Source organism: Xanthobacter versatilis (assembly GCF_043193975.1).
GTDB classification, from domain to species: domain Bacteria; phylum Pseudomonadota; class Alphaproteobacteria; order Rhizobiales; family Xanthobacteraceae; genus Xanthobacter; species Xanthobacter autotrophicus_E.
On sequence record NZ_JBAFVB010000003.1, the window covers coordinates 21374 to 37753 of the forward strand.

Annotated in this window: 16 protein-coding genes; 6 read left to right on the top strand and 10 right to left on the bottom strand. The window is 69.9% G+C overall.

The window, feature by feature from the left end; genetic code table 11:
- Positions 1–5 precede the first annotated feature (5 nt).
- From V5F66_RS07515 to V5F66_RS07525, 3 genes are all read right to left on the bottom strand, one after another.
- Positions 6–887, bottom strand: coding sequence for an aldo/keto reductase family protein (locus V5F66_RS07515; protein WP_394093575.1), 882 nt, complete (start codon positions 885–887; stop codon positions 6–8).
- A gap of 79 nt (positions 888–966) precedes the next feature.
- Positions 967–2130, bottom strand: coding sequence for an FIST signal transduction protein (locus V5F66_RS07520; protein ID WP_393999126.1), 1164 nt, complete (start codon positions 2128–2130; stop codon positions 967–969).
- Positions 2127–2339, bottom strand: a complete 213-nt coding sequence (locus V5F66_RS07525) for a hypothetical protein (RefSeq protein ID WP_394093576.1) — start codon at positions 2337–2339, stop codon at positions 2127–2129. The genes V5F66_RS07520 and V5F66_RS07525 overlap by 4 nt, the downstream gene beginning before the upstream one ends.
- Before the next feature lie 285 nt (positions 2340–2624).
- On the opposite strand from V5F66_RS07525, the gene mtnC reads away from it, so the two are divergent.
- Positions 2625–3290, top strand: a complete 666-nt coding sequence (mtnC, locus tag V5F66_RS07530; protein WP_394051737.1) for an acireductone synthase — start codon at positions 2625–2627, stop codon at positions 3288–3290.
- Between the two features lie 62 nt (positions 3291–3352).
- A complete protein-coding gene (locus V5F66_RS07535) occupies positions 3353–3682 on the top strand; it encodes a 2Fe-2S iron-sulfur cluster-binding protein (RefSeq protein WP_394051735.1) in 330 nt (109 codons plus the stop codon).
- A gap of 15 nt (positions 3683–3697) precedes the next feature.
- Here the strand turns inward: V5F66_RS07535 and V5F66_RS07540 are convergent, their stop codons facing one another.
- The 3 genes from V5F66_RS07540 to V5F66_RS07550 all read right to left on the bottom strand — a co-directional run bounded on the left by V5F66_RS07540 (position 3698) and on the right by V5F66_RS07550 (position 7397).
- The gene (locus V5F66_RS07540) at positions 3698–4369 is read right to left on the bottom strand and encodes a VIT1/CCC1 transporter family protein (protein WP_394093577.1); all 672 of its coding nucleotides are present in this window, start codon (positions 4367–4369) and stop codon (positions 3698–3700) included.
- Positions 4370–4706: 337 nt separating this feature from the next.
- Positions 4707–6932: a xanthine dehydrogenase family protein molybdopterin-binding subunit gene (locus V5F66_RS07545; RefSeq protein ID WP_394093578.1), complete on the bottom strand. Its 2226-nt coding sequence runs from the start codon at positions 6930–6932 to the stop codon at positions 4707–4709.
- A 3-nt stretch (positions 6933–6935) separates the two neighbouring features.
- A complete protein-coding gene (locus V5F66_RS07550; RefSeq protein WP_012114903.1) occupies positions 6936–7397 on the bottom strand; it encodes a (2Fe-2S)-binding protein in 462 nt (153 codons plus the stop codon).
- 397 nt (positions 7398–7794) lie between these two features.
- Between V5F66_RS07550 and V5F66_RS07555 the strand changes: the two genes are divergently transcribed.
- Genes V5F66_RS07555 through V5F66_RS07570 form a run of 4 tightly spaced genes read left to right on the top strand, consistent with a single transcriptional unit; the run spans position 7795 to position 11850 of the window.
- Complete coding sequence (locus V5F66_RS07555; RefSeq protein WP_394093579.1) at positions 7795–8958, top strand: 8-amino-7-oxononanoate synthase; 1164 nt, start codon at positions 7795–7797, stop codon at positions 8956–8958.
- On the top strand, positions 8955–9596 hold the full coding sequence (bioD, locus tag V5F66_RS07560) for a dethiobiotin synthase (protein WP_394093580.1): 642 nt from the start codon (positions 8955–8957) through the stop codon (positions 9594–9596). The genes V5F66_RS07555 and bioD overlap by 4 nt, the downstream gene beginning before the upstream one ends.
- The gene (locus V5F66_RS07565; RefSeq protein ID WP_394093581.1) at positions 9593–10858 is read left to right on the top strand and encodes an adenosylmethionine--8-amino-7-oxononanoate transaminase; all 1266 of its coding nucleotides are present in this window, start codon (positions 9593–9595) and stop codon (positions 10856–10858) included. Before bioD ends, V5F66_RS07565 begins: the two co-directional genes overlap by 4 nt.
- Positions 10859–10860: 2 nt before the next feature.
- The gene (locus V5F66_RS07570; protein ID WP_394093582.1) at positions 10861–11850 is read left to right on the top strand and encodes a beta-ketoacyl-ACP synthase III; all 990 of its coding nucleotides are present in this window, start codon (positions 10861–10863) and stop codon (positions 11848–11850) included.
- Between the two features lie 6 nt (positions 11851–11856).
- On the opposite strand, the gene V5F66_RS07575 is transcribed toward V5F66_RS07570, so the two are convergent.
- The 4 genes from V5F66_RS07575 to V5F66_RS07590 form a co-directional block, all read right to left on the bottom strand.
- Positions 11857–12423, bottom strand: coding sequence for a superoxide dismutase family protein (locus V5F66_RS07575; RefSeq protein ID WP_394093583.1), 567 nt, complete (start codon positions 12421–12423; stop codon positions 11857–11859).
- Positions 12424–12696: 273 nt separating this feature from the next.
- The gene (oiaK, locus tag V5F66_RS07580) at positions 12697–14118 is read right to left on the bottom strand and encodes a 3-oxo-isoapionate kinase OiaK (protein WP_394093584.1); all 1422 of its coding nucleotides are present in this window, start codon (positions 14116–14118) and stop codon (positions 12697–12699) included.
- Positions 14115–15359 carry a ribulose-bisphosphate carboxylase large subunit family protein gene (locus tag V5F66_RS07585; RefSeq protein WP_393999115.1) on the bottom strand — a complete coding sequence of 415 codons (1245 nt, stop codon included), beginning with the start codon at positions 15357–15359 and terminating at the stop codon, positions 14115–14117. Before V5F66_RS07585 ends, oiaK begins: the two co-directional genes overlap by 4 nt.
- Before the next feature lie 125 nt (positions 15360–15484).
- Entirely contained in the window at positions 15485–16315 is an 831-nt protein-coding gene (locus V5F66_RS07590; protein WP_012114911.1) for a phosphogluconate dehydrogenase C-terminal domain-containing protein, read from the bottom strand.
- Positions 16316–16380: the final 65 nt, after the last annotated feature.

Sequence of the window (16380 nt, forward strand, 5' to 3'; positions counted from 1 at the left end):
CGGGGTCAGCGCAGCAGGGCGTCCAGCGTCTCGCATTCGGCGGGGCTCAGGCGAAATTCGAAGATGGCCAGGTCCTGGGTCATGTGGTCCTGCGAGGTGGTGCCGGTCAGGCACACCATGTCCATCTGGGTCAGGTAGCGGAAGAACACCTGGGCCGGGGTGCGGCCATGTCTGGCGGCCATCGCGACAAGGCTCGGCTGGGCCAGGACCTCGGGATTGGCGGTCAGGGTCCAGAAGCTCTGGTAGAGAATGCCGTTGGTGCCGCAAAAGGCCCGAAGCCGCCGGTCGTACTTGGTCTTGGCGTAAAAGCGGTTCTGGACCAGCGCGGGCTTGATCCGGGCCTGCCGGAACAGGGTTTCGAGCCGCCGCAGGTCATAGCAGTTGCTGATGCCCAGTTGGCGGACGCGACCTTGCTCGCACAGGCCCTCCATGGCCCGCCACACCTCCAGCGTATCCCTGTCTTCGGGATAGGGGGAATGCAGGACGAGGCCATCGAGATAGTCGGTGCGCAGGTTGGCGAGCGAGGCCTGGAAGGACTGCCGCACCTGCTCGCCCAGGGTGGCCTTGGGATCGTAGGGGATGGCGTCGGGGTCCTGCCCCGCGACGGCGGTGAACTTGGTTTGCAGATAGATGTCCGCGCGGGTGAGCCCAGGTCCCAACACGGCGGCCAGTCCCTCGCCCACGCCCGGCTCATGGTAATGCTTGGGCTGACAGGCGGTGTCGATGCCGCGAAAGCCCGAACGCAGGGCCAATTCCACCAATTCCGCGGTGCGTTCCTTTTTCCAGGCCGTGCCGTAGAGGATCCGGGGCATGACGACCCCGCGCGCGGAGACGATGCGGCTCTGGTCTTCGCCGCCGTCCGTCGAGACTCGATCTGCCGCAGGCATGCTCAGGCCTCCACGGGCGTGAGAACCGGGGTCGGTTTTGCTGGAAACCGCTGTGGTGTCATCATTTGCGTCCCCGCTCTCAGGCCGCCCCGGTAAAGACCGTCAGCACCCCGGTGTAGCCGTAGAGATGGTGGCGGGCGATCTCGCCGCCGGCGAAGAAGCCGATGAGGGGCACCGGGCCCAGGGCCTCGCTGACCATCTGGAATTCCGCGTTGCGGTGGCCGAAATGGGGGCCGCCCCGCCCGGAACAGCTGATGTACAGGGCGCCCCTGATGCCGCCTGCGGCTTCCGCCTGGGCCCGGACCTCGCCGACGATGCGCAGCAGGTCGTGCTTCGCCGCCTCCGCGTTGCGCTTGCAGAAGGCGAGTTTCATGCCCGCCGCGATCTGCTCCGCCACCACTAGGACGCCGCTCTGGCGGCCGACACCCAGCAGGTGGCGCACCTCGGTATTGGTGCCGAACTGGCCGGGCTTGGCGGACACATCCTCGTCGGCGGCGATCAGCCCCGCGAGGGTCTGGGCCAGTTCGTTGCGCAGCTCCGGGTCGGGGATGTCGAGGCTCAGGCCCAGGTCCTCCAGCACGCAGTCCAGGGCCCGGGCCTTGTCCAGGGTCACCAGATAATTGCCTTCGGCGCGGGTGATGGTGCGCTGGGGGCCCACGGGCTGGCAGCCCTGGGTCACCCGGGACAGCACCGGAACCTCAGGGCCGAAAGCCACCCCGGAGAGCCCGCCGAGGAACACCTCGTCGGCGAAGCACAGGGGCTGGTTCCGCGCGGAGGACAGGCCACCGAACAGGTAGCCGGTGGTGGTCTTCCCGCTCAGGTCCTTGAGCTGGATCGGCAGGTCGGGGCTTCCGCCGTCCGCATGGACCAGGGCGGTGAATGCCTCGAAGCCGTTCGAGCCGGCTTCCGGGAGCGCCTGCAGCGGCTTTGGGCTGGAAAACAGCTTGAAGGAGTCCGGTGGCAGATCGGCCAGCATGAGCACCATGGCCGGCTCGTCGAAATATTCCACCCCTTCCGCGCCAACGCCGACACCCACCGTGCCCACCCAATGGACCCCCGGCATGTGCTCGCGCAGCGCCTCCATGATGTTGCCCGCCGCCTGGGTGTAATGGTCGGTGAGGTAGCACCAGCCCAGATTGGGCTTGGGCGCATTCTGAAGCTGAAAGCGGACCTGGCCCCAGCAGGACCCGAGGGCGATTTCCCATTTGGCATCGCCGGCATGGGCACAGATGAACTTGCTCATATGAGGATATCTGCACAAAAGGGGTGGGTCTGAAAGGGACGGTGCACACTGCCCGCCGGAAGGCGGGGCGCGGTCATGAACTGGTGCGGATCGCCATGGAGGGCGAACCCGCTGTTCCGGCAATCCTGTGAAGAGAATCCTGTGTCGGAGAATGACAAGATCACGTTCATTCCTTGAGACGAAGCAATCGTCGTGCCGGCAATCGCCATCGAGAGTTCTCCCCGGGCCGCCCCTCCATGCGCGTGAAGCTGGGCCTGCCCTCAGTCTTGCCGGGAGGGGCAGGGCGGCCGCGCGGATGTTCGCATATGGAGTTGCCGGGGCCGGCGACGCGGGCCAAGGCCTTGCCTGCAACGTGCCATCCGCCCCTCTGGCACGCCCGGTGCTTGCGCCTGCGGTGAAGGCCTGATCACGGCACGGAGCACCCGGTCCATGGCGATTTCCGAACAATCAGGGGAGCATGTCGCGTCGCGCCCGGCGCCGGTGGGGGCTCGTCCATGACCATAAAGGCCATCCTGACCGACATCGAGGGCGCCGCCGGTCCCGCGTCCTTCCTGAAGGACATTTTGCTGCCTTATGCCCGGGAGCATCTCGGCGCCTTCATCGCGGCCCACGCCGAGGATGACGACATCGAGGAGGCGCTGGAGGAAGCCGGGCGCCTCATGGGCGGCTTCTCGCTCAAGCCCGACGAGGCCGAGGCGCTGCTGCAGCGCTGGATGAAGCAGGGCCGCAATCCGACACCCCTCAAGATCATCCAGGGCCGGATCTGGCAGCAGGGCTACGAGGCCGGCGCCTTCACCGCCGAGATCTTCCCCGATGTGGCGCCGAGCCTGGGCGCCTGGAAGAATGCCGGGATCCGCCTGTTCACCTATTCGTCCAGCTCCGAGCTGGCGCAGAGGCTGTGGCTCGGGTCGGCGGGGGCGGAGGTGTTCGAGGGCTTCTTCGATACCCGCGTCGGCCAGAAGCTGGAGGAGGAATCCTACAAGGCCATCGCCGAGCAATTGGCCGTGCCGGCCGGGGAAATCCTGGTGCTGTCCGGGAATGAGGATGAGCTGGATGCCGCCAAGGCCGCCGGCCTTGCCACCGCGCTGATCGCGCGCGAGGGCGGCGGGGGCGGCAACCATCCGGTGGCCGCCGATTTCGCGTCGGTGACCATTGGATAGGGCGAATGGCGGTGGGCGCGGCGCATTTCACCGATTGAAAGCTGGGACAGGGCACGCTTTACATGGCACGCTTCACCGTACAGATGCGCAACGGCGACCAGATGGAGGTGACGGGCCGCGACGGCGCCACGCTTCTGAAAGCCATGCGCAAGGCGGGTGTGGAAGAGGTGGTCGCCCAGTGTGGCGGCGGCTGCGCCTGCGCCACCTGCCATGTCTATGTGACGCCGGCCGAAGGGGTCGCGCTGCCGCCGGTCGGGCCGGCAGAGGCGCGGATGCTGGCGACGAGCCGTTATCGCACCCTCAGCTCCCGATTGTCCTGCCAGCTCAAGCTGGAGCCGGGTCTCGAACAGATGCTCGTGGTGATCGCGCCCGACGACGGCGGCGATTTCTGAGCGCGGGGCGTCCCATCAGGACAGGAAGTGGCCCATGGCGATGCCCGCCAGAGCGGCGGCGGCGGCGATCCCCAAAGTCTCCAATGTGGCGCGCACAATGGAGCGTTTCGCCACCAGCCCGCGGCCAATGCCGAGCGCCACCAGCAGCACGGTGGTGAGCGCGAGGGAGACGACGCGGGCGCTGTCCATGGGCAGGAAGGCAAAGGGCAGCACCGGCGTGAACCCGGCGAACAGGTCTGAAATGAACATCCAGAAGGCATGGGACGTGGGGCTCGCCCCATCGTCGGCCTCGGCGAGTTCCGTGCGCAGGCCCGCCACCGCACGCGGCGCGCGGGCGAAGGCGTCGGCCACCAGCGTCACATCCTGGGGCGCCATGCCGCTGCGGGCGAGCGCCGAGGTGATGGCCTGCGCCTCGGTCTGCGCGACGAGGGGATCAACCGGTCCGTCGCGCCGGGCCCGGCGGGCATCCCGCACCGATTCGGCATCCAGATAGCTGCCCGCCATCATGGAGACCGCCGCGGCCGCCGCACCCGTGGCCCCGGCGATCAGCACCGTATGCGGATCGTTGGTGCTCATGGCGACGCCGAACACGAGGCCGAAGATTGAGACGGTGCCGTCCTCCATGCCGAACACCACGTCGCCGATGGAGGCCTTGAGCGAGGCAAGGATGCGCGCGGCTGCCGACATGCATGTTGTCCTTGGGGCGATCCTGAGTGTTGCGCCCATGGTGCCCCTTTCCCCGCGCAGAGGTAAGAGGTACGCCGGCGAGGCGAAAAGCCTCGTTCCCACGCGGCGGACTTGCGCGCCGCGGGTTGGCTGGAATCGAATTTCTGGCGAGGTGACGCGGCAGGCACAGGCGCGGCCGCCGGACGAGATGCCCATGGACGAAAGGCCCAAGCCGGCGCGCGTCCATGAGACGGCCCGGCGCTCAAAGTCCGGGAGCGGGCGGTGTTCAGGCTCGGAGGATGGGTGGTGGCGCCGGGGCAGGGCAAGCCCCGGCGCCACTATCGTGGATAGCCGGTGATCAGGCCGGCTTGAACGCCTGCCCGGCGAAGGGCAGGCGATGGACCGGTCGGCCGGTGGCGGCGAGCACGGCGTTCGCCACAGCGGGGGCAAGGGGCGGCACGCCCGGCTCGCCCACGCCAGTCGGCGCCGCGGCCGATGCGACCAGATGCACCTCCACCTTCGGCATCTCGGACATGCGCAGGGGCGCATAGGTGTCGAAGTTGGCCTGCTCCACGGCGCCCTTCTCGAGGGTGATGGCATCATGGAGGGCGGCGCCGAGGCCGAAGCCGATGCCGCCCTCGATCTGGGCCCGCACGACATCCGGATTGACCACCACGCCGCAATCCACCGCCGCCACCACGCGCTCCACCTTCACGCCGGAATCGGCGAGGGAAATCTCCGCCACCTCCGCCACATAGGTGTTGAAGCTCTTGTGGGCGGCGATGCCGCGGGTGCGGCCCGCGGGCAGCGGCGTGCCCCAGCCGGCCTTGTCGGCGGCGAGGCGGATGACGGCCTTCAGCCGTTCATCCGTGGCATGGGCGAGGCGGAAGGCCACCGGGTCCTGTCCCGCCGCGCGGGCGAGCTGGTCCATCATCACCTCCACCGCATAGGCGGTGTGGGTGTGGCCCACCGAGCGCCACCACAGCACCGGCACGCCCGCCTTCATGGTGGTGAGCTCCACCTTCATGTTGGGGATGTCGTAGGCGCCATGGGTGCCCTCGATCGAGGTCTCGTCGACGCCATTCTTCACCATGACCTGCTCGAAGAAGGTCCCGGCGAGGATGGACTGGCCGACCACATGGTGATGCCAGGCCACTGGCTTGCCCGACGCGTCCACCGCCGCGCGCACCTTGTGGACATAGACCGGCCGGTAATAACCGGACTTCATGTCGTCCTCTCGGGTCCACACCAGCTTCACCGGCACGCCCTTGCCGTGGGCCTTGGCGATGGCCACCGCCTCCACCACGAAGTCCGAGCTGGCGAGCGCGCGGCGGCCGAAGCTGCCGCCGGCCCACAGGGTGTGGATCTCCACCTTGTCCGGCGTGACGCCGGCGGTGCGGGCCGCGTTGGGCAGGTCCGCCGAGGGGAACTGGCAGCCGGTCCAGATGGTGACCGCCCCGTCCTTCACCTGCGCCGCCGCGTTCATGGGCTCCATGGGGGCGTGGGCGAGGTAGGGGAATTCGAACTCGGCCTCCACCAGCTTCACGCCCGGGGCCTTGAGCGCCGCCTCCACGTCGCCGTGGGCCTCCACCGGCAGGCCGGGCTTGGTGAGCGCGCCGCGATAGTCGGCGAGGATGTCGGCGGTGCTGCGGGTCTCGGCTTTGCTCTCGTCCCAGTCCACCTTGAGGGCGTCGCGGCCCTTGATGGCGGCGTGGGTGGTGGTGGCCAGCACGGCGACGCCCTGCGGCACCATCACCACGTCCTTCACGCCTTTCACCGCCTTCGCGGCGGTGGCGTCGAAGCTCTTCGGCGTGGCGCCGAAGCGCGGCGGATGGGCGACCACCGCCACCAGCATGTCCGGCAGCTTGAGGTCCTGGGTGTAGATGCGGGCGCCCGTGGTCTTGGCCGCATTGTCCACCCGGTGGACGCCCTCCTTGCCGATGAGGGTGAAGGCGGACACCTCCTTCAGCTTCGGCTCGGCTGGCACCTGCTCCTTGGCGGCGGCCTCGGCGAGCGCGCCGAAGCCGGCGCTGCGGCTGCCGGCGCTCACCACGCCGTTCGAGACCTTGACGGTCGAAGGATCGACGCCCCACTGCCGGGCGGCGGCGGCCACCAGCATGGCGCGGGCGGCGGCACCAGCGTTGCGGTAGACGGTGTAGCTAGCGGCGATGGAGGTGGAGCCGCCGGTGCCCTGGGCGCCACCGAACAAGGCGTTGCCGTAGGTCTTGGCGTCGGCCGGTGCGAACTGCGTGGTCACCTTGGACCAGTCCGCATCCATCTCGTCGGCCGCGAGGGTCGCCAGGCCGGTGGCGATGCCCTGGCCCTTGTCGAGATGCTTGACGATGACGGTGACTGTCCCGTCCGGCGCGATCCTGACGAAGGGGTTGAAGGCCTGACCGGCTGTGTCTGCGCCGGCCGGAGCGCCGTGCGCCATCTCGGGCCTCAGCCCGAGCACGAGGCCGATGCCGGCCCCGCCCATGGCAGCGAGGACGAAGCGGCGGGAGAGCGGCGTCTGTGCCGCGCCGGACAGCGCGGCGGCAAGGCCGGACACGACGCCCGGCTCCAGCTTCTGTAGCATGTGCATGGATCAGGCCTCCAGCCGGCGGGCCGCGTCGTGGATCGCGGCGCGGATGCGGTGGTAGGTGGCGCAGCGGCAGACATTGCCGTCCATCGCCGCGTCAATGTCGGGATCGGTAGGCTTCTTGTTCTCGGCCAGCAGCGCCACGGCGGACATGATCTGCCCGGACTGGCAATAGCCGCACTGGACCACGTCGAGGCTGACCCAGGCGGCGCGGACCGCCTCGGCCTCGCGGCCCTGGATGCCTTCGATGGTGACGACCTTGCCGTCGCCGACATCGCCGAGCGCGGTCTGGCAGGACCTCACCGGGGTGCCGTCGAGATGCACGGTGCAGGCGCCGCATAGGGCCTGGCCGCAGCCGAACTTGGTGCCGACGAGATCAAGCTCGTCGCGCAGGACCCAGAGCAGCGGGGTATCGGGATCGGCGTCGACGGTGCGCGCCTGTCCGTTCACTGTGAGTGTGACGGCCATGGGTACCTCGTTGTTGCGAGAGGCACAGCCGCATCTGTGCTTGATAGGAGAAGAAGGCGCGCACGCGACGCGCCTCAAAGGCGCCATGGCGTCGCCCCGACGCAGATGGCTCCACAACGATATGCTAGCCCGCTTTCTTGACGGATTCCAGAGTGCTGCGGCTTCACGATCCGGGGAGCGTGCGCGGAAGGGCCACTTGTCGTTTCCGGGATCCTGTGGAAGTTACGCGCGATAAATCGAGAAAATTGATCGCTCAATTCGGAGATCGGCATGGTGGCCGCGCGGTGCAATCCCCTGGCAGACCCGTTTCGCGCAGCGGCCAATTCCGTGCATGAGCGGGATGCTGCCCGCTTCGCGCGGCCAAGCGGGACGGGGACGAACACCGGCGGGAGCTCGCATGGAGGCGCATGAGGCGGCGCTCGCGGCGCTCCGCCGCCGGGGCCGGCTGCGGACGCTGGCACCCGCGCAGGGGGCCGATTTCGCCTCCAACGACTATCTTGGCCTCGCGCAATCCGAAGAGTTGCGGCAGGCGACGGCCTCCGCCCTCGCCCGTGGCGTGCCGCTCGGGGCCGGCGGATCGCGCCTGCTGCGCGGCAACCACCCGGAGCACGAGGCCCTTGAAGCCGAGGCGGCGGCCTTCTTCGGCGCCGAGGCGGCGCTGTTCTTCGCCGGCGGGTTCGCCGCCAACGCCGCGCTGGTCTCCACCCTGCCGCGCCGGGGCGACCTGGTGGTCTATGACGAGCTCATCCACGCCAGCGTCCATGAGGGGCTCGCCGGGGCGTCATCGGCCGAGCGCGTCGAGGCGGTGGCGACGCCACATGCCGATGCCCATGCGGTGGACGATGCCATCCGCGCCTGGCGCGCCAAGGGCGGGCGCGGACGTGCCTGGATCGCGGCGGAAACCCTCTACAGCATGGACGGCGATTTCGCCCCGATGGACGATCTCATGGCCGTCGCCGAGCGGCACGACGCCATGCTGCTTCTGGATGAGGCCCACGCCACCGGCGTCTATGGGCCGGCGGGGCGGGGGCTTGCCGCCCATCTGGAAGGGCGCGCCAACGTGGTGACGCTGCACACCTGCGGCAAGGCGCTGGGCGTGATGGGTGCCCTGGTATGCCTGCCGCGCGGGCTGAAGGACTATATGGTCAACCGGTCGCGCCCCTTCATCTACGCCACCGCGCCGTCGCCGCTGCTGGCTGCCACCGTGCGGGCGGCGCTGACTCTGGTCGAGGCGGCGCAGGACCGGCGGGACCGCCTGATGGCGCGCATCGCCCACGCGCAACGCGCGCTGGCGGGGATCGGCCTGCCGGCAACCTCTTCGCAGATCCAGAAGGTGATTCTGGGCTCGGACCGGCGCGCGACCGCCGTCGCCACCGCCTTGCAGGCACAGGGGTTCGACGTGCGCGCGATCCGGCCGCCCACCGTGCCCGAGGGCACCGCGCGCTTGCGCGTGGCGCTCACGCTCAACGTGTCCGAAGCCGACCTGGATGGTCTGGTGGACGCGCTCGCGCAGGCCCTTGCGGCGGAGCCGGGTACGAAGGCCGTGAGGTCCGCCCCATGACGGGCTACATCGTCACCGGGACGGATACCGGCATCGGCAAGACCATGTTCGCCGCCGCCCTCGCCGGCGCGCTGGATGCCGCTTATTGGAAGCCGGTGCAGTCCGGCCTTGAGGAAGAGACGGATTCCCAGGTGGTGCAGCGGCTGTCGGGCCTCGCGCCCGATCGCATCCTGCCGGAGGCCTACCGGCTCGCGATGCCGGCCTCCCCCCACCGGGCGGCGGAGGCCGAGGGCATCACCATCGATCCCGATGCGCTGGTGCTTCCTGCGACCACGCGGCCGCTGGTGGTCGAGGGGGCCGGCGGACCCTTGGTGCCGCTCACCCGCCGCCGGCTTTTCGCCGATGTGTTCGCCGCGTGGGGATTGCCGGTGATCCTGTGCGCCCGCACCAGCCTCGGCACCATCAACCACACCTTGCTCGCCATCGAGGCCCTGTCGCGGCGAGGCATCACGCTGCACGGCGTCGCCTTCATCGGCGATGCCAACGAGGACAGCGAGCAGATCATCGCGGACCTCGGCGGAACGCGCCGCCTCGGGCGCCTGCCGCACCTGCCCGAGGTGACGCCCGTCGCGCTCAAGGCCGCCTTCGCGGCGGCCTTCACCCTTGATGATTTTCGCCGAGAGGACCTCCGGCCATGACCGCAAGCCCTTCTCCCGTCTGGCATCCCTTCACCCAGCACGCGCTTGCGCCTGAGCCGCCGGTGGTGGTGCGGGGGAATGGCGCGTGGCTGGAGACCGCCAGCGGCGGGCGCATTCTGGACGCTATTTCCTCGTGGTGGGTCATCACCCACGGCCATTGCCATCCGCGCATCGTCGCCGCCATCGCGGAGCAGGCCGGGCAGCTCGACCAGGTGATCTTCGCCGGCCACACCCATCCCGCCGCCGAGGCGCTGGCGCGCGGCCTCGTGGCCATGACGCCGGAGGGGCTCGATCACGTCTTCTTCTCGGACAGCGGCTCCACCGCGGTCGAGGTCGCGCTCAAGATGGCGGCGGGCTACTGGCGCCACACCGGCGAGCAGCGCACCCGCATCCTGGCGCTGGAGCACGGCTATCACGGCGATACCATCGGCTCCATGTCGGTGGGCGCGCGCGGCGTCTACAACGCGGCCTACGAGCCGTTCCTGTTCGAGGTGACGCGGCTGCCGTTCCCTGAGAAGGGCCGCGAGCAGGCGACCCTGGACGCGCTGGAAGCCGCCTGCCGGGAGGCGCCGGCCGCGCTGCTGGTCGAGCCACTGATCCTCGGTGCCGGCGGCATGTACATCTATGGGCCCGAGGTGCTGGCCGAAATGGCGGCGATCTGCGCCCGCCACGGTGTACTCTTCATCGCCGACGAGGTGATGACCGGATTCGGACGCACCGGCACCCTGTTTGCCTGTGAGCAGGCGGGTGTGGTTCCGGATATCGCCTGCTACGCCAAGGGCCTCACCGGCGGCTCGCTGCCGCTGGCCGTCACTCTGTGCCGGCGCGCCATCTTCGATGCCCATTATTCCACCGACCGGGCGCGCACCTTCTTCCATTCCAGCTCGTTCACGGCCAATCCCATCGCCTGCGCGGCGGCGGTCGCCAACCTGAAGATCTGGGCGGAGGAGCCGGTTCGCGGGCGCATCACCGCGCTTGGGGACGCGCAGGAGGAGCGCCTCGCGAACTTCCGCGACGACCGGCGCTTTGCCAACGTGCGCCGCATCGGGACTATCGCTGCGCTGGACCTCGTGGCGCCCGATCCCGGCTATCTCGCGGATGTGGGGCCGCGGCTCGCCGCCTTCTTCCGGGACGAGGGGCTGCTGATCCGCCCGCTGGGCAACACGCTGTATGTGATGCCGCCCTATTGCACCACGGCCGAGGACCTCGACCTCGTCTACGGGGCCATCGCCACCGCCGCCGACCGCTTCGGGCGGGCTTGAGCATGGCACGGACACCCGTGGCGGGAACCCGCATCGCCGGCTTCGGCCACTACGCACCAGAGCAGGTGGTGACGAGCGTTGAGATCGAGCGCGGGCTGGGCCTTGAGGAGGGGTGGATCGTTGGCCGCACCGGCATCCGTGAACGGCGGGTGGCGGCGCCGCACGAGGCGGTGAGCGACCTTGCCTTCGCGGCCGCCGAAAAGGCGCTGGCCGATGCGGGGATCCCCAAGGCCGCCATCGGCCTGACCCTGCTGGCCACTAGCACGCCGGATCACCTGCTGCCGCCCACCGCGCCGCTGCTCGCCCACCGCCTCGGCCTGCCGGCGAGCGGCGCGGTGGACCTGACGGGGGCCTGCGCCGGCTTCCTCTATGCTCTGGTGCTGGCCGATGGCTTCGTGCGGACCACGGGACGCGCGGTGCTGGTGGCGGCGGCCAACATCCTGTCGCGCCGTGTGGATCCATCGGATCCATCGACAGCGGCGCTGTTTGCCGATGCGGCCGGCGCGGTGGTGCTGGCCCCATCCCCCCGGGAGGGGGCCGGTGTGGTCGGGTCTTGCCTTGCCTCCGACGGATCGGGCTACGACCTCATCCAGATCCCCGACAGTGGCAGCCGCCTGTCGGCGACGGGGCAGGCAGGGGCCGGGCGGATGGTGATGCGGGAAGGGCGCACGGTGTTTTCCCGGGCGGTGGCCATGATGGCCGCCTCCTGCCGCACCGCGCTTGAGGAGGCCGGGCTCACCCTGGACGATGTGACCCATTTCCTGCCGCACCAGGCCAACGCCCGCATCATCACGGCGGTGGCGGAGCGGCTCGGCATCAGCCCGGAGCGGACCCTGTCGAGCGTCGCCGACTATGGCAATTCGTCCGCCGCCACCGTGCCCTTCACGCTGTCGGCGCTGCGCGCCACCCGCGCCTATGGCGCGGGCGACGTGCTGCTGATTGCCGCCGCCGGCGCCGGCCTCACCGGCGGCGCGGCTGTTTTTCGATTCTAGCTCGGCTCAGGGCTTGAACGCGGCGCAGGCGATGCGCGCGCCGGCACCACCGATGGGCTGGGTGGTGTGGTCGTCCGGGCCGGCGTGAACCACCAGAGCGAATCCGGTGGGGCCAAGCAGGCCGTTGGCGCCGGTGAGGCCCACCGGGCTCGTCACCTCGGCCGATACCGAGCCATCGGCGACGGCGAAGATGTTGGGCAGGTCGCCGTCGTCGGGACCGTTGGGATTGAGCAGGCCGTGGGCCTTGCCGCCGTGATTCACATGGGCCTTCGAGGCCAGGAACTTCTCGGTGTCGGAGCAGTCGGCCACGGCGTGGAAGTGGATGCCGTGCCAGCCAGGCGGGATGGCACCGGGCTGAAGCACGAGGCGCACGATGGTGACGCGGTCGGTGCCCGTGGCGGTGGCGCTGCCGATGGGCTTGCCGCTATTGCCGACGAGGTCCGCCTTGACCACGGTGGGCGCCGGGGCGGCGGGGGCTGCAGGGGCGGGTGCCGGTGCGGGGGTCTGGGCCAGGGCGGCCGGCGCGCCGGCGACCAGGATCGAAGCTGCGAGAAGCCAGTGTTTCGAGCCCATGGGGTGCCTTCCTTGTGCTGCGGCGCGCTTGGCGCGCGTTTCTCGAACTGCGGCGTGCTTATATCACCGGCTCGGGCTGCAGGTCTCGAAAATGGCGAGGGCAGGGACTTCCTGCAGGAGGCGAGGCGCCGGTATTCGGGACGTGCCGGGGCTGACCGCATGAGCTGCGATCTGTGAGAGCGCCTAGCTGCCCTCGCGATCGGCAGAATGGATTGCCGCCTTCCGCAGTCATGGAACCACTACGGCGAATGAGGGGACCCGGCCGCCGTCCGGCTACGCCACGGCGCTCCGGTCCGTGGCGCGGACTGGCGCCGCCGCAAGCCCGTCGCGGACGGTGGTGAAGAAGTCCGTGGGCCCCATCTGGCCGCCCTTCAGCACCACTTCCAGCCCGTCATAGAGGGGATCGTCCGACCACGCACGGCACAGGGGCGCGCCGGGGGCAAGGCCGGCGGCGATGTCGAGGGCGAAAGCGTTCAGCGCCTCCATCACCTCGCCGGAGCTGTCGCCTCCCGCCACCATGATGCGGCGGACCAGCCGGGCCTCCACCATGCGCCGCATGATCTCGGCCAGCACTGTGCCGACCGTCCGCGCCGCCTCCGCGCGAGTGAGGCCGAGGGTGCTTGCCGTATGGTCGAAGGCGAGGACGTGGGGATCGTCCGGGCCTTCGGCGCTGTAGATCACCGGGCTCTCGCCGCGCCCGAGCGCCGCACGGGCGACTTCCAGCGTGCGGGCGATCTCGGCCTCGCGCAGCGTCGGGTCGAGGGCGCGGGACAGGTCCAGCCGCTCGGTGTGGAAGCCGTGGGCCCGCGCCCAGCCGATCTGGGCGGCGGTGACCGGGGAGCAACTGCCGCTCACCACCGCGATCTGCGGCACGCCCGCCGCCGCCGGCAGGCCGGGCTGCGCCGGCAGCAGGCCCAGCCGCCGCCAGTGGGCGGCCAGCGCATATTGCAGGCCGGAAGAGGAGGCGCTGAACAGGCCCTCGCCCCGGTTCTCCCAGATGAGGCGGCCGGCCTCGGTCAGCGTGTCCTCGTCCATCACGTCGATGAGCACAACCGGGGTATCGTCGCCCTCCAGCATGGCGCGGCGGGTGTCGGCGGCGTCGGCGCGGATCTGGGCCATGTCGATGAGGTCGATGCGCCGTGCGGTCTGGCGGGCGAGGTGGCGGCCAAGGTCCGCCTCGTCCATGGGCGTCACCGGATGGCGCGACATTGTGGGGTGGCGGTCGAGCCGGTAGGTGGTGCCGTTCACGGTGACGAACAGGGTGCCGAACACCTGGAACCGGCCGAGGCGCGGCACGCCCACCACCATGGGGCTCCAGCGCCCGCCCATGGCCCCCACCCCCAGATCCACGGCACGGCCGATGGAGCCCACGTGCGGGGCGGAATCGAAGGTGGAGCAGACCTTGTAGTGCAGGATCGGCGCGCCCAAGGCCTTCAGTCGGGCGAACACGGCGGGCAGCTCGGCGTCCATCCACTCCGGCGAGCGCCCGCGCGAGGAGCCGGCGAGGCCGACGCAGCGGACGCTGGGAAAGCGGGCGAGCATCTCGTCCGTGGGCAGGCGCAGGAACAGCACGGACGGCACGCCCGCCGCCGTGATGGCTTCCAGCGCATCGGTGGAGCCGGTGAAGTCGTCGCCGTAATAGGCCAGCAGCAGGCCGGCGGGCCATGAGGCGGCAGAAGAGGCGCCCGCCGTCATCGCCAGAACCCGAGGGCGCTGCGCAGGGCAGGGCTGCGGGTTGCCTCGTCCTCGAGGCTGGCGCCGGCCATGGCGGCGCGCCAGGCGGCCCTTAGGGCTTCGACACCCGCCGGCACCCCCGCCGGATGACCGAAGATGCCACCCCCTGCCGTGTGGATGAGGTCGGCGCAGCCGATGGCCGCGTAAGTCTCGGCCGCCTGCCGCCCGGTCTGGCCGGAGGAAAACACCGGCATGGCTCCCATGGGCGCCGCATCGTTGAGGGGCGAGAGCACCGCCTGCGCGGCGGCAATGACGCTGGCGTTGGCCTCCGAGAATTTGTTGTCGAGCCCGTTCACATGCAGGTGGTCCACGCCGGCGAGCCGCCACAGCTGCTGCCAGGGGGCATAGTCCCATCCCAGCGACGGGCAGCGGTAGAGATAGCCCCAGCCGGCGCGATGGCCGTGGATGGGCAATTGGGTGTGGCGGCGGATCTCGCGCACCCCCACGAGGCCGATGGAATTCAGGCAGACCATGACGCAGGTGCCGCCCTCGGCCAGCACCAGGTCGTGGCGGCGGCGCATCTCGTCGAGGTCGCCGGTGATGTTGAAGGCCACCATCACCTTACGCCCGCGCCGGTCGGCGGCATCGTTCACCACGCGCATCACCGCCTTCACCCGCGCCTCGAACGGGCAGCGGGCGCCGTCAGCCTGGAGTTCGTCGTCCTTGATGAAGTCGATGTCGCCGGCGATCAGCTCACGCACCTGCTGGGCGGTCTCTTCCGGCGTGAGGCCGATGGACGGCTTGATGATGGTGCCGATGATCGGCCCCTGCGCCACGCCGGCCAGCTTGCGGGTGCCGGCGATGCCGAAGGCCGGGCCGGCGAAGGCATTGGTGAAGGACGGGGGCAGCTTCAGGTCGATGAGGCGCAGGCCGGAGACCTGGTGCAGTTCGAACAGGTTGCCGGCGATGGTGGACATGAGGTTCGGCAGGGAGGGGCCGAAATTCTCCACCGGCCAGGACAGTTCGAGAATGGCGCGGGTGTAGCGGTCGGAGGCCATGCCGCCCGGCAGGCTGGGGGTGTCCGCCGTGTCGAGGATGTCGAGCCGCTCCACGCGCGCGCCGGAGCGTTCCTTCAGCTCCGCGGTCTCGGTGGCGAGCGCCACGAAGGTGCCGCTGGATTGCTCGCCGGCGATGACCTCGGCGGTGCGGGCCGGGTCGCCGCCGGTCTCCATCCAGTAGGTGGCATAGACGCGTTCGCTCATGGCGGAGGATTCCTGCAGCCGTCTGTGTGTAGCGCGGCCCGGCCGCCGCTGCCACGCAGGGGAGGGGCCGGGCCGTGAGGAGGGGCGGGGCCGCGTCCCTTTAAGGGAGGACCCCGTCCGAGCAATCAGGTGATGCGGCGGATGCTCTCGGCGATTTCCGGCTTGTCGAGGCACTTGATCCAGTCGTCGCGCATGAGGCGCGGCTTGCCGAACTGGATGGCCTTGTTGCAGGCGTCCGAGAACACGCCGGGGATCTCCTTGAAGATCACCGCGGCGAGAATGTTCATGTGGCCCAGCAGGAAGTCACGGGCGCACTCCTCCGGCACGCCCCGGCGCACGGTCTCGTCCATGGCTTCGCGCATCACGTCGAGCAGCGTGGCGCAGATGGTCTCCGACAGGCCGGGTTCCAGGATCGCCATCTGGTCCACGGTGAGGCGATAGGAGCGCAGGATCGGGGCATAGATGGCCTTGGCCACCGCCTCGCCCAGGGCGAACGCCTCGTCCGGCCCCTGCATGAGGGCGGAGGTGATGGACTGCTTGGCTCCCGCGCCGCCGAAGAAGTCACGCCGCGCCGCCGGATCGGTCTCGTCGTTGAAGATGAGCGGGTGGCAGGGGTGGGAGACGAAATAGATCAGGTCCGGCCGGTCCGGCAGGTGGCCGGCGAAGGGCGCCGCCGCGTCGAGCAGCATCACCATGGTGCCCGCCTTCAGCTTCGGCGAGATGCTGTGCGCGACCTTGCCGATGAGGGTGTCGGGCACGGCCAGGATGACCACGTCGGCGCCGTCGAGGGCGGCGTCGATCTCGGTGCAGTCGACGCCCACCTCATCCTTGAGGCGCTTGCGGCCGATGTCGCTGACCTCCACATGGGCGACCTGAAAGTCGGACTTGGCGAGGTTCTTCGACAGGCGCACGCCCATCTTCCCGCCGGCCCCGAACAGGGCGATCTTCGCGTTCATTCCGGTATCTCCAACACTCCGGGACAGGGTCCCCGATGAATGGGGCCGGTTCGCCCGGCCCCCTG

Excerpts from the sequence above, each read along its gene's own strand:
- V5F66_RS07525 (WP_394093576.1), bottom strand. The coding sequence starts at position 2,339 with ATGGCGATTGCCGGCACGACGATTGCTTCGTCTCAAGGAATGAACGTG.
- V5F66_RS07535 (WP_394051735.1), top strand. The coding sequence starts at position 3,353 with ATGGCACGCTTCACCGTACAGATGCGCAACGGCGACCAGATGGAGGTG.
- V5F66_RS07555 (WP_394093579.1), top strand. The coding sequence starts at position 7,795 with ATGGAGGCGCATGAGGCGGCGCTCGCGGCGCTCCGCCGCCGGGGCCGG.
- V5F66_RS07550 (WP_012114903.1), bottom strand. The coding sequence starts at position 7,397 with ATGGCCGTCACACTCACAGTGAACGGACAGGCGCGCACCGTCGACGCC.
- V5F66_RS07570 (WP_394093582.1), top strand. The coding sequence starts at position 10,861 with ATGGCACGGACACCCGTGGCGGGAACCCGCATCGCCGGCTTCGGCCAC.
- V5F66_RS07520 (WP_393999126.1), bottom strand. The coding sequence starts at position 2,130 with ATGAGCAAGTTCATCTGTGCCCATGCCGGCGATGCCAAATGGGAAATC.
- V5F66_RS07590 (WP_012114911.1), bottom strand. The coding sequence starts at position 16,315 with ATGAACGCGAAGATCGCCCTGTTCGGGGCCGGCGGGAAGATGGGCGTG.
- V5F66_RS07575 (WP_394093583.1), bottom strand. The coding sequence starts at position 12,423 with ATGGGCTCGAAACACTGGCTTCTCGCAGCTTCGATCCTGGTCGCCGGC.
- V5F66_RS07540 (WP_394093577.1), bottom strand. The coding sequence starts at position 4,369 with ATGTCGGCAGCCGCGCGCATCCTTGCCTCGCTCAAGGCCTCCATCGGC.
- V5F66_RS07515 (WP_394093575.1), bottom strand. The coding sequence starts at position 887 with ATGCCTGCGGCAGATCGAGTCTCGACGGACGGCGGCGAAGACCAGAGC.
- V5F66_RS07565 (WP_394093581.1), top strand. The coding sequence starts at position 9,593 with ATGACCGCAAGCCCTTCTCCCGTCTGGCATCCCTTCACCCAGCACGCG.
- V5F66_RS07545 (WP_394093578.1), bottom strand. The coding sequence starts at position 6,932 with ATGCACATGCTACAGAAGCTGGAGCCGGGCGTCGTGTCCGGCCTTGCC.
- mtnC (WP_394051737.1), top strand. The coding sequence starts at position 2,625 with ATGACCATAAAGGCCATCCTGACCGACATCGAGGGCGCCGCCGGTCCC.
- oiaK (WP_394093584.1), bottom strand. The coding sequence starts at position 14,118 with ATGACGGCGGGCGCCTCTTCTGCCGCCTCATGGCCCGCCGGCCTGCTG.
- V5F66_RS07585 (WP_393999115.1), bottom strand. The coding sequence starts at position 15,359 with ATGAGCGAACGCGTCTATGCCACCTACTGGATGGAGACCGGCGGCGAC.
- bioD (WP_394093580.1), top strand. The coding sequence starts at position 8,955 with ATGACGGGCTACATCGTCACCGGGACGGATACCGGCATCGGCAAGACC.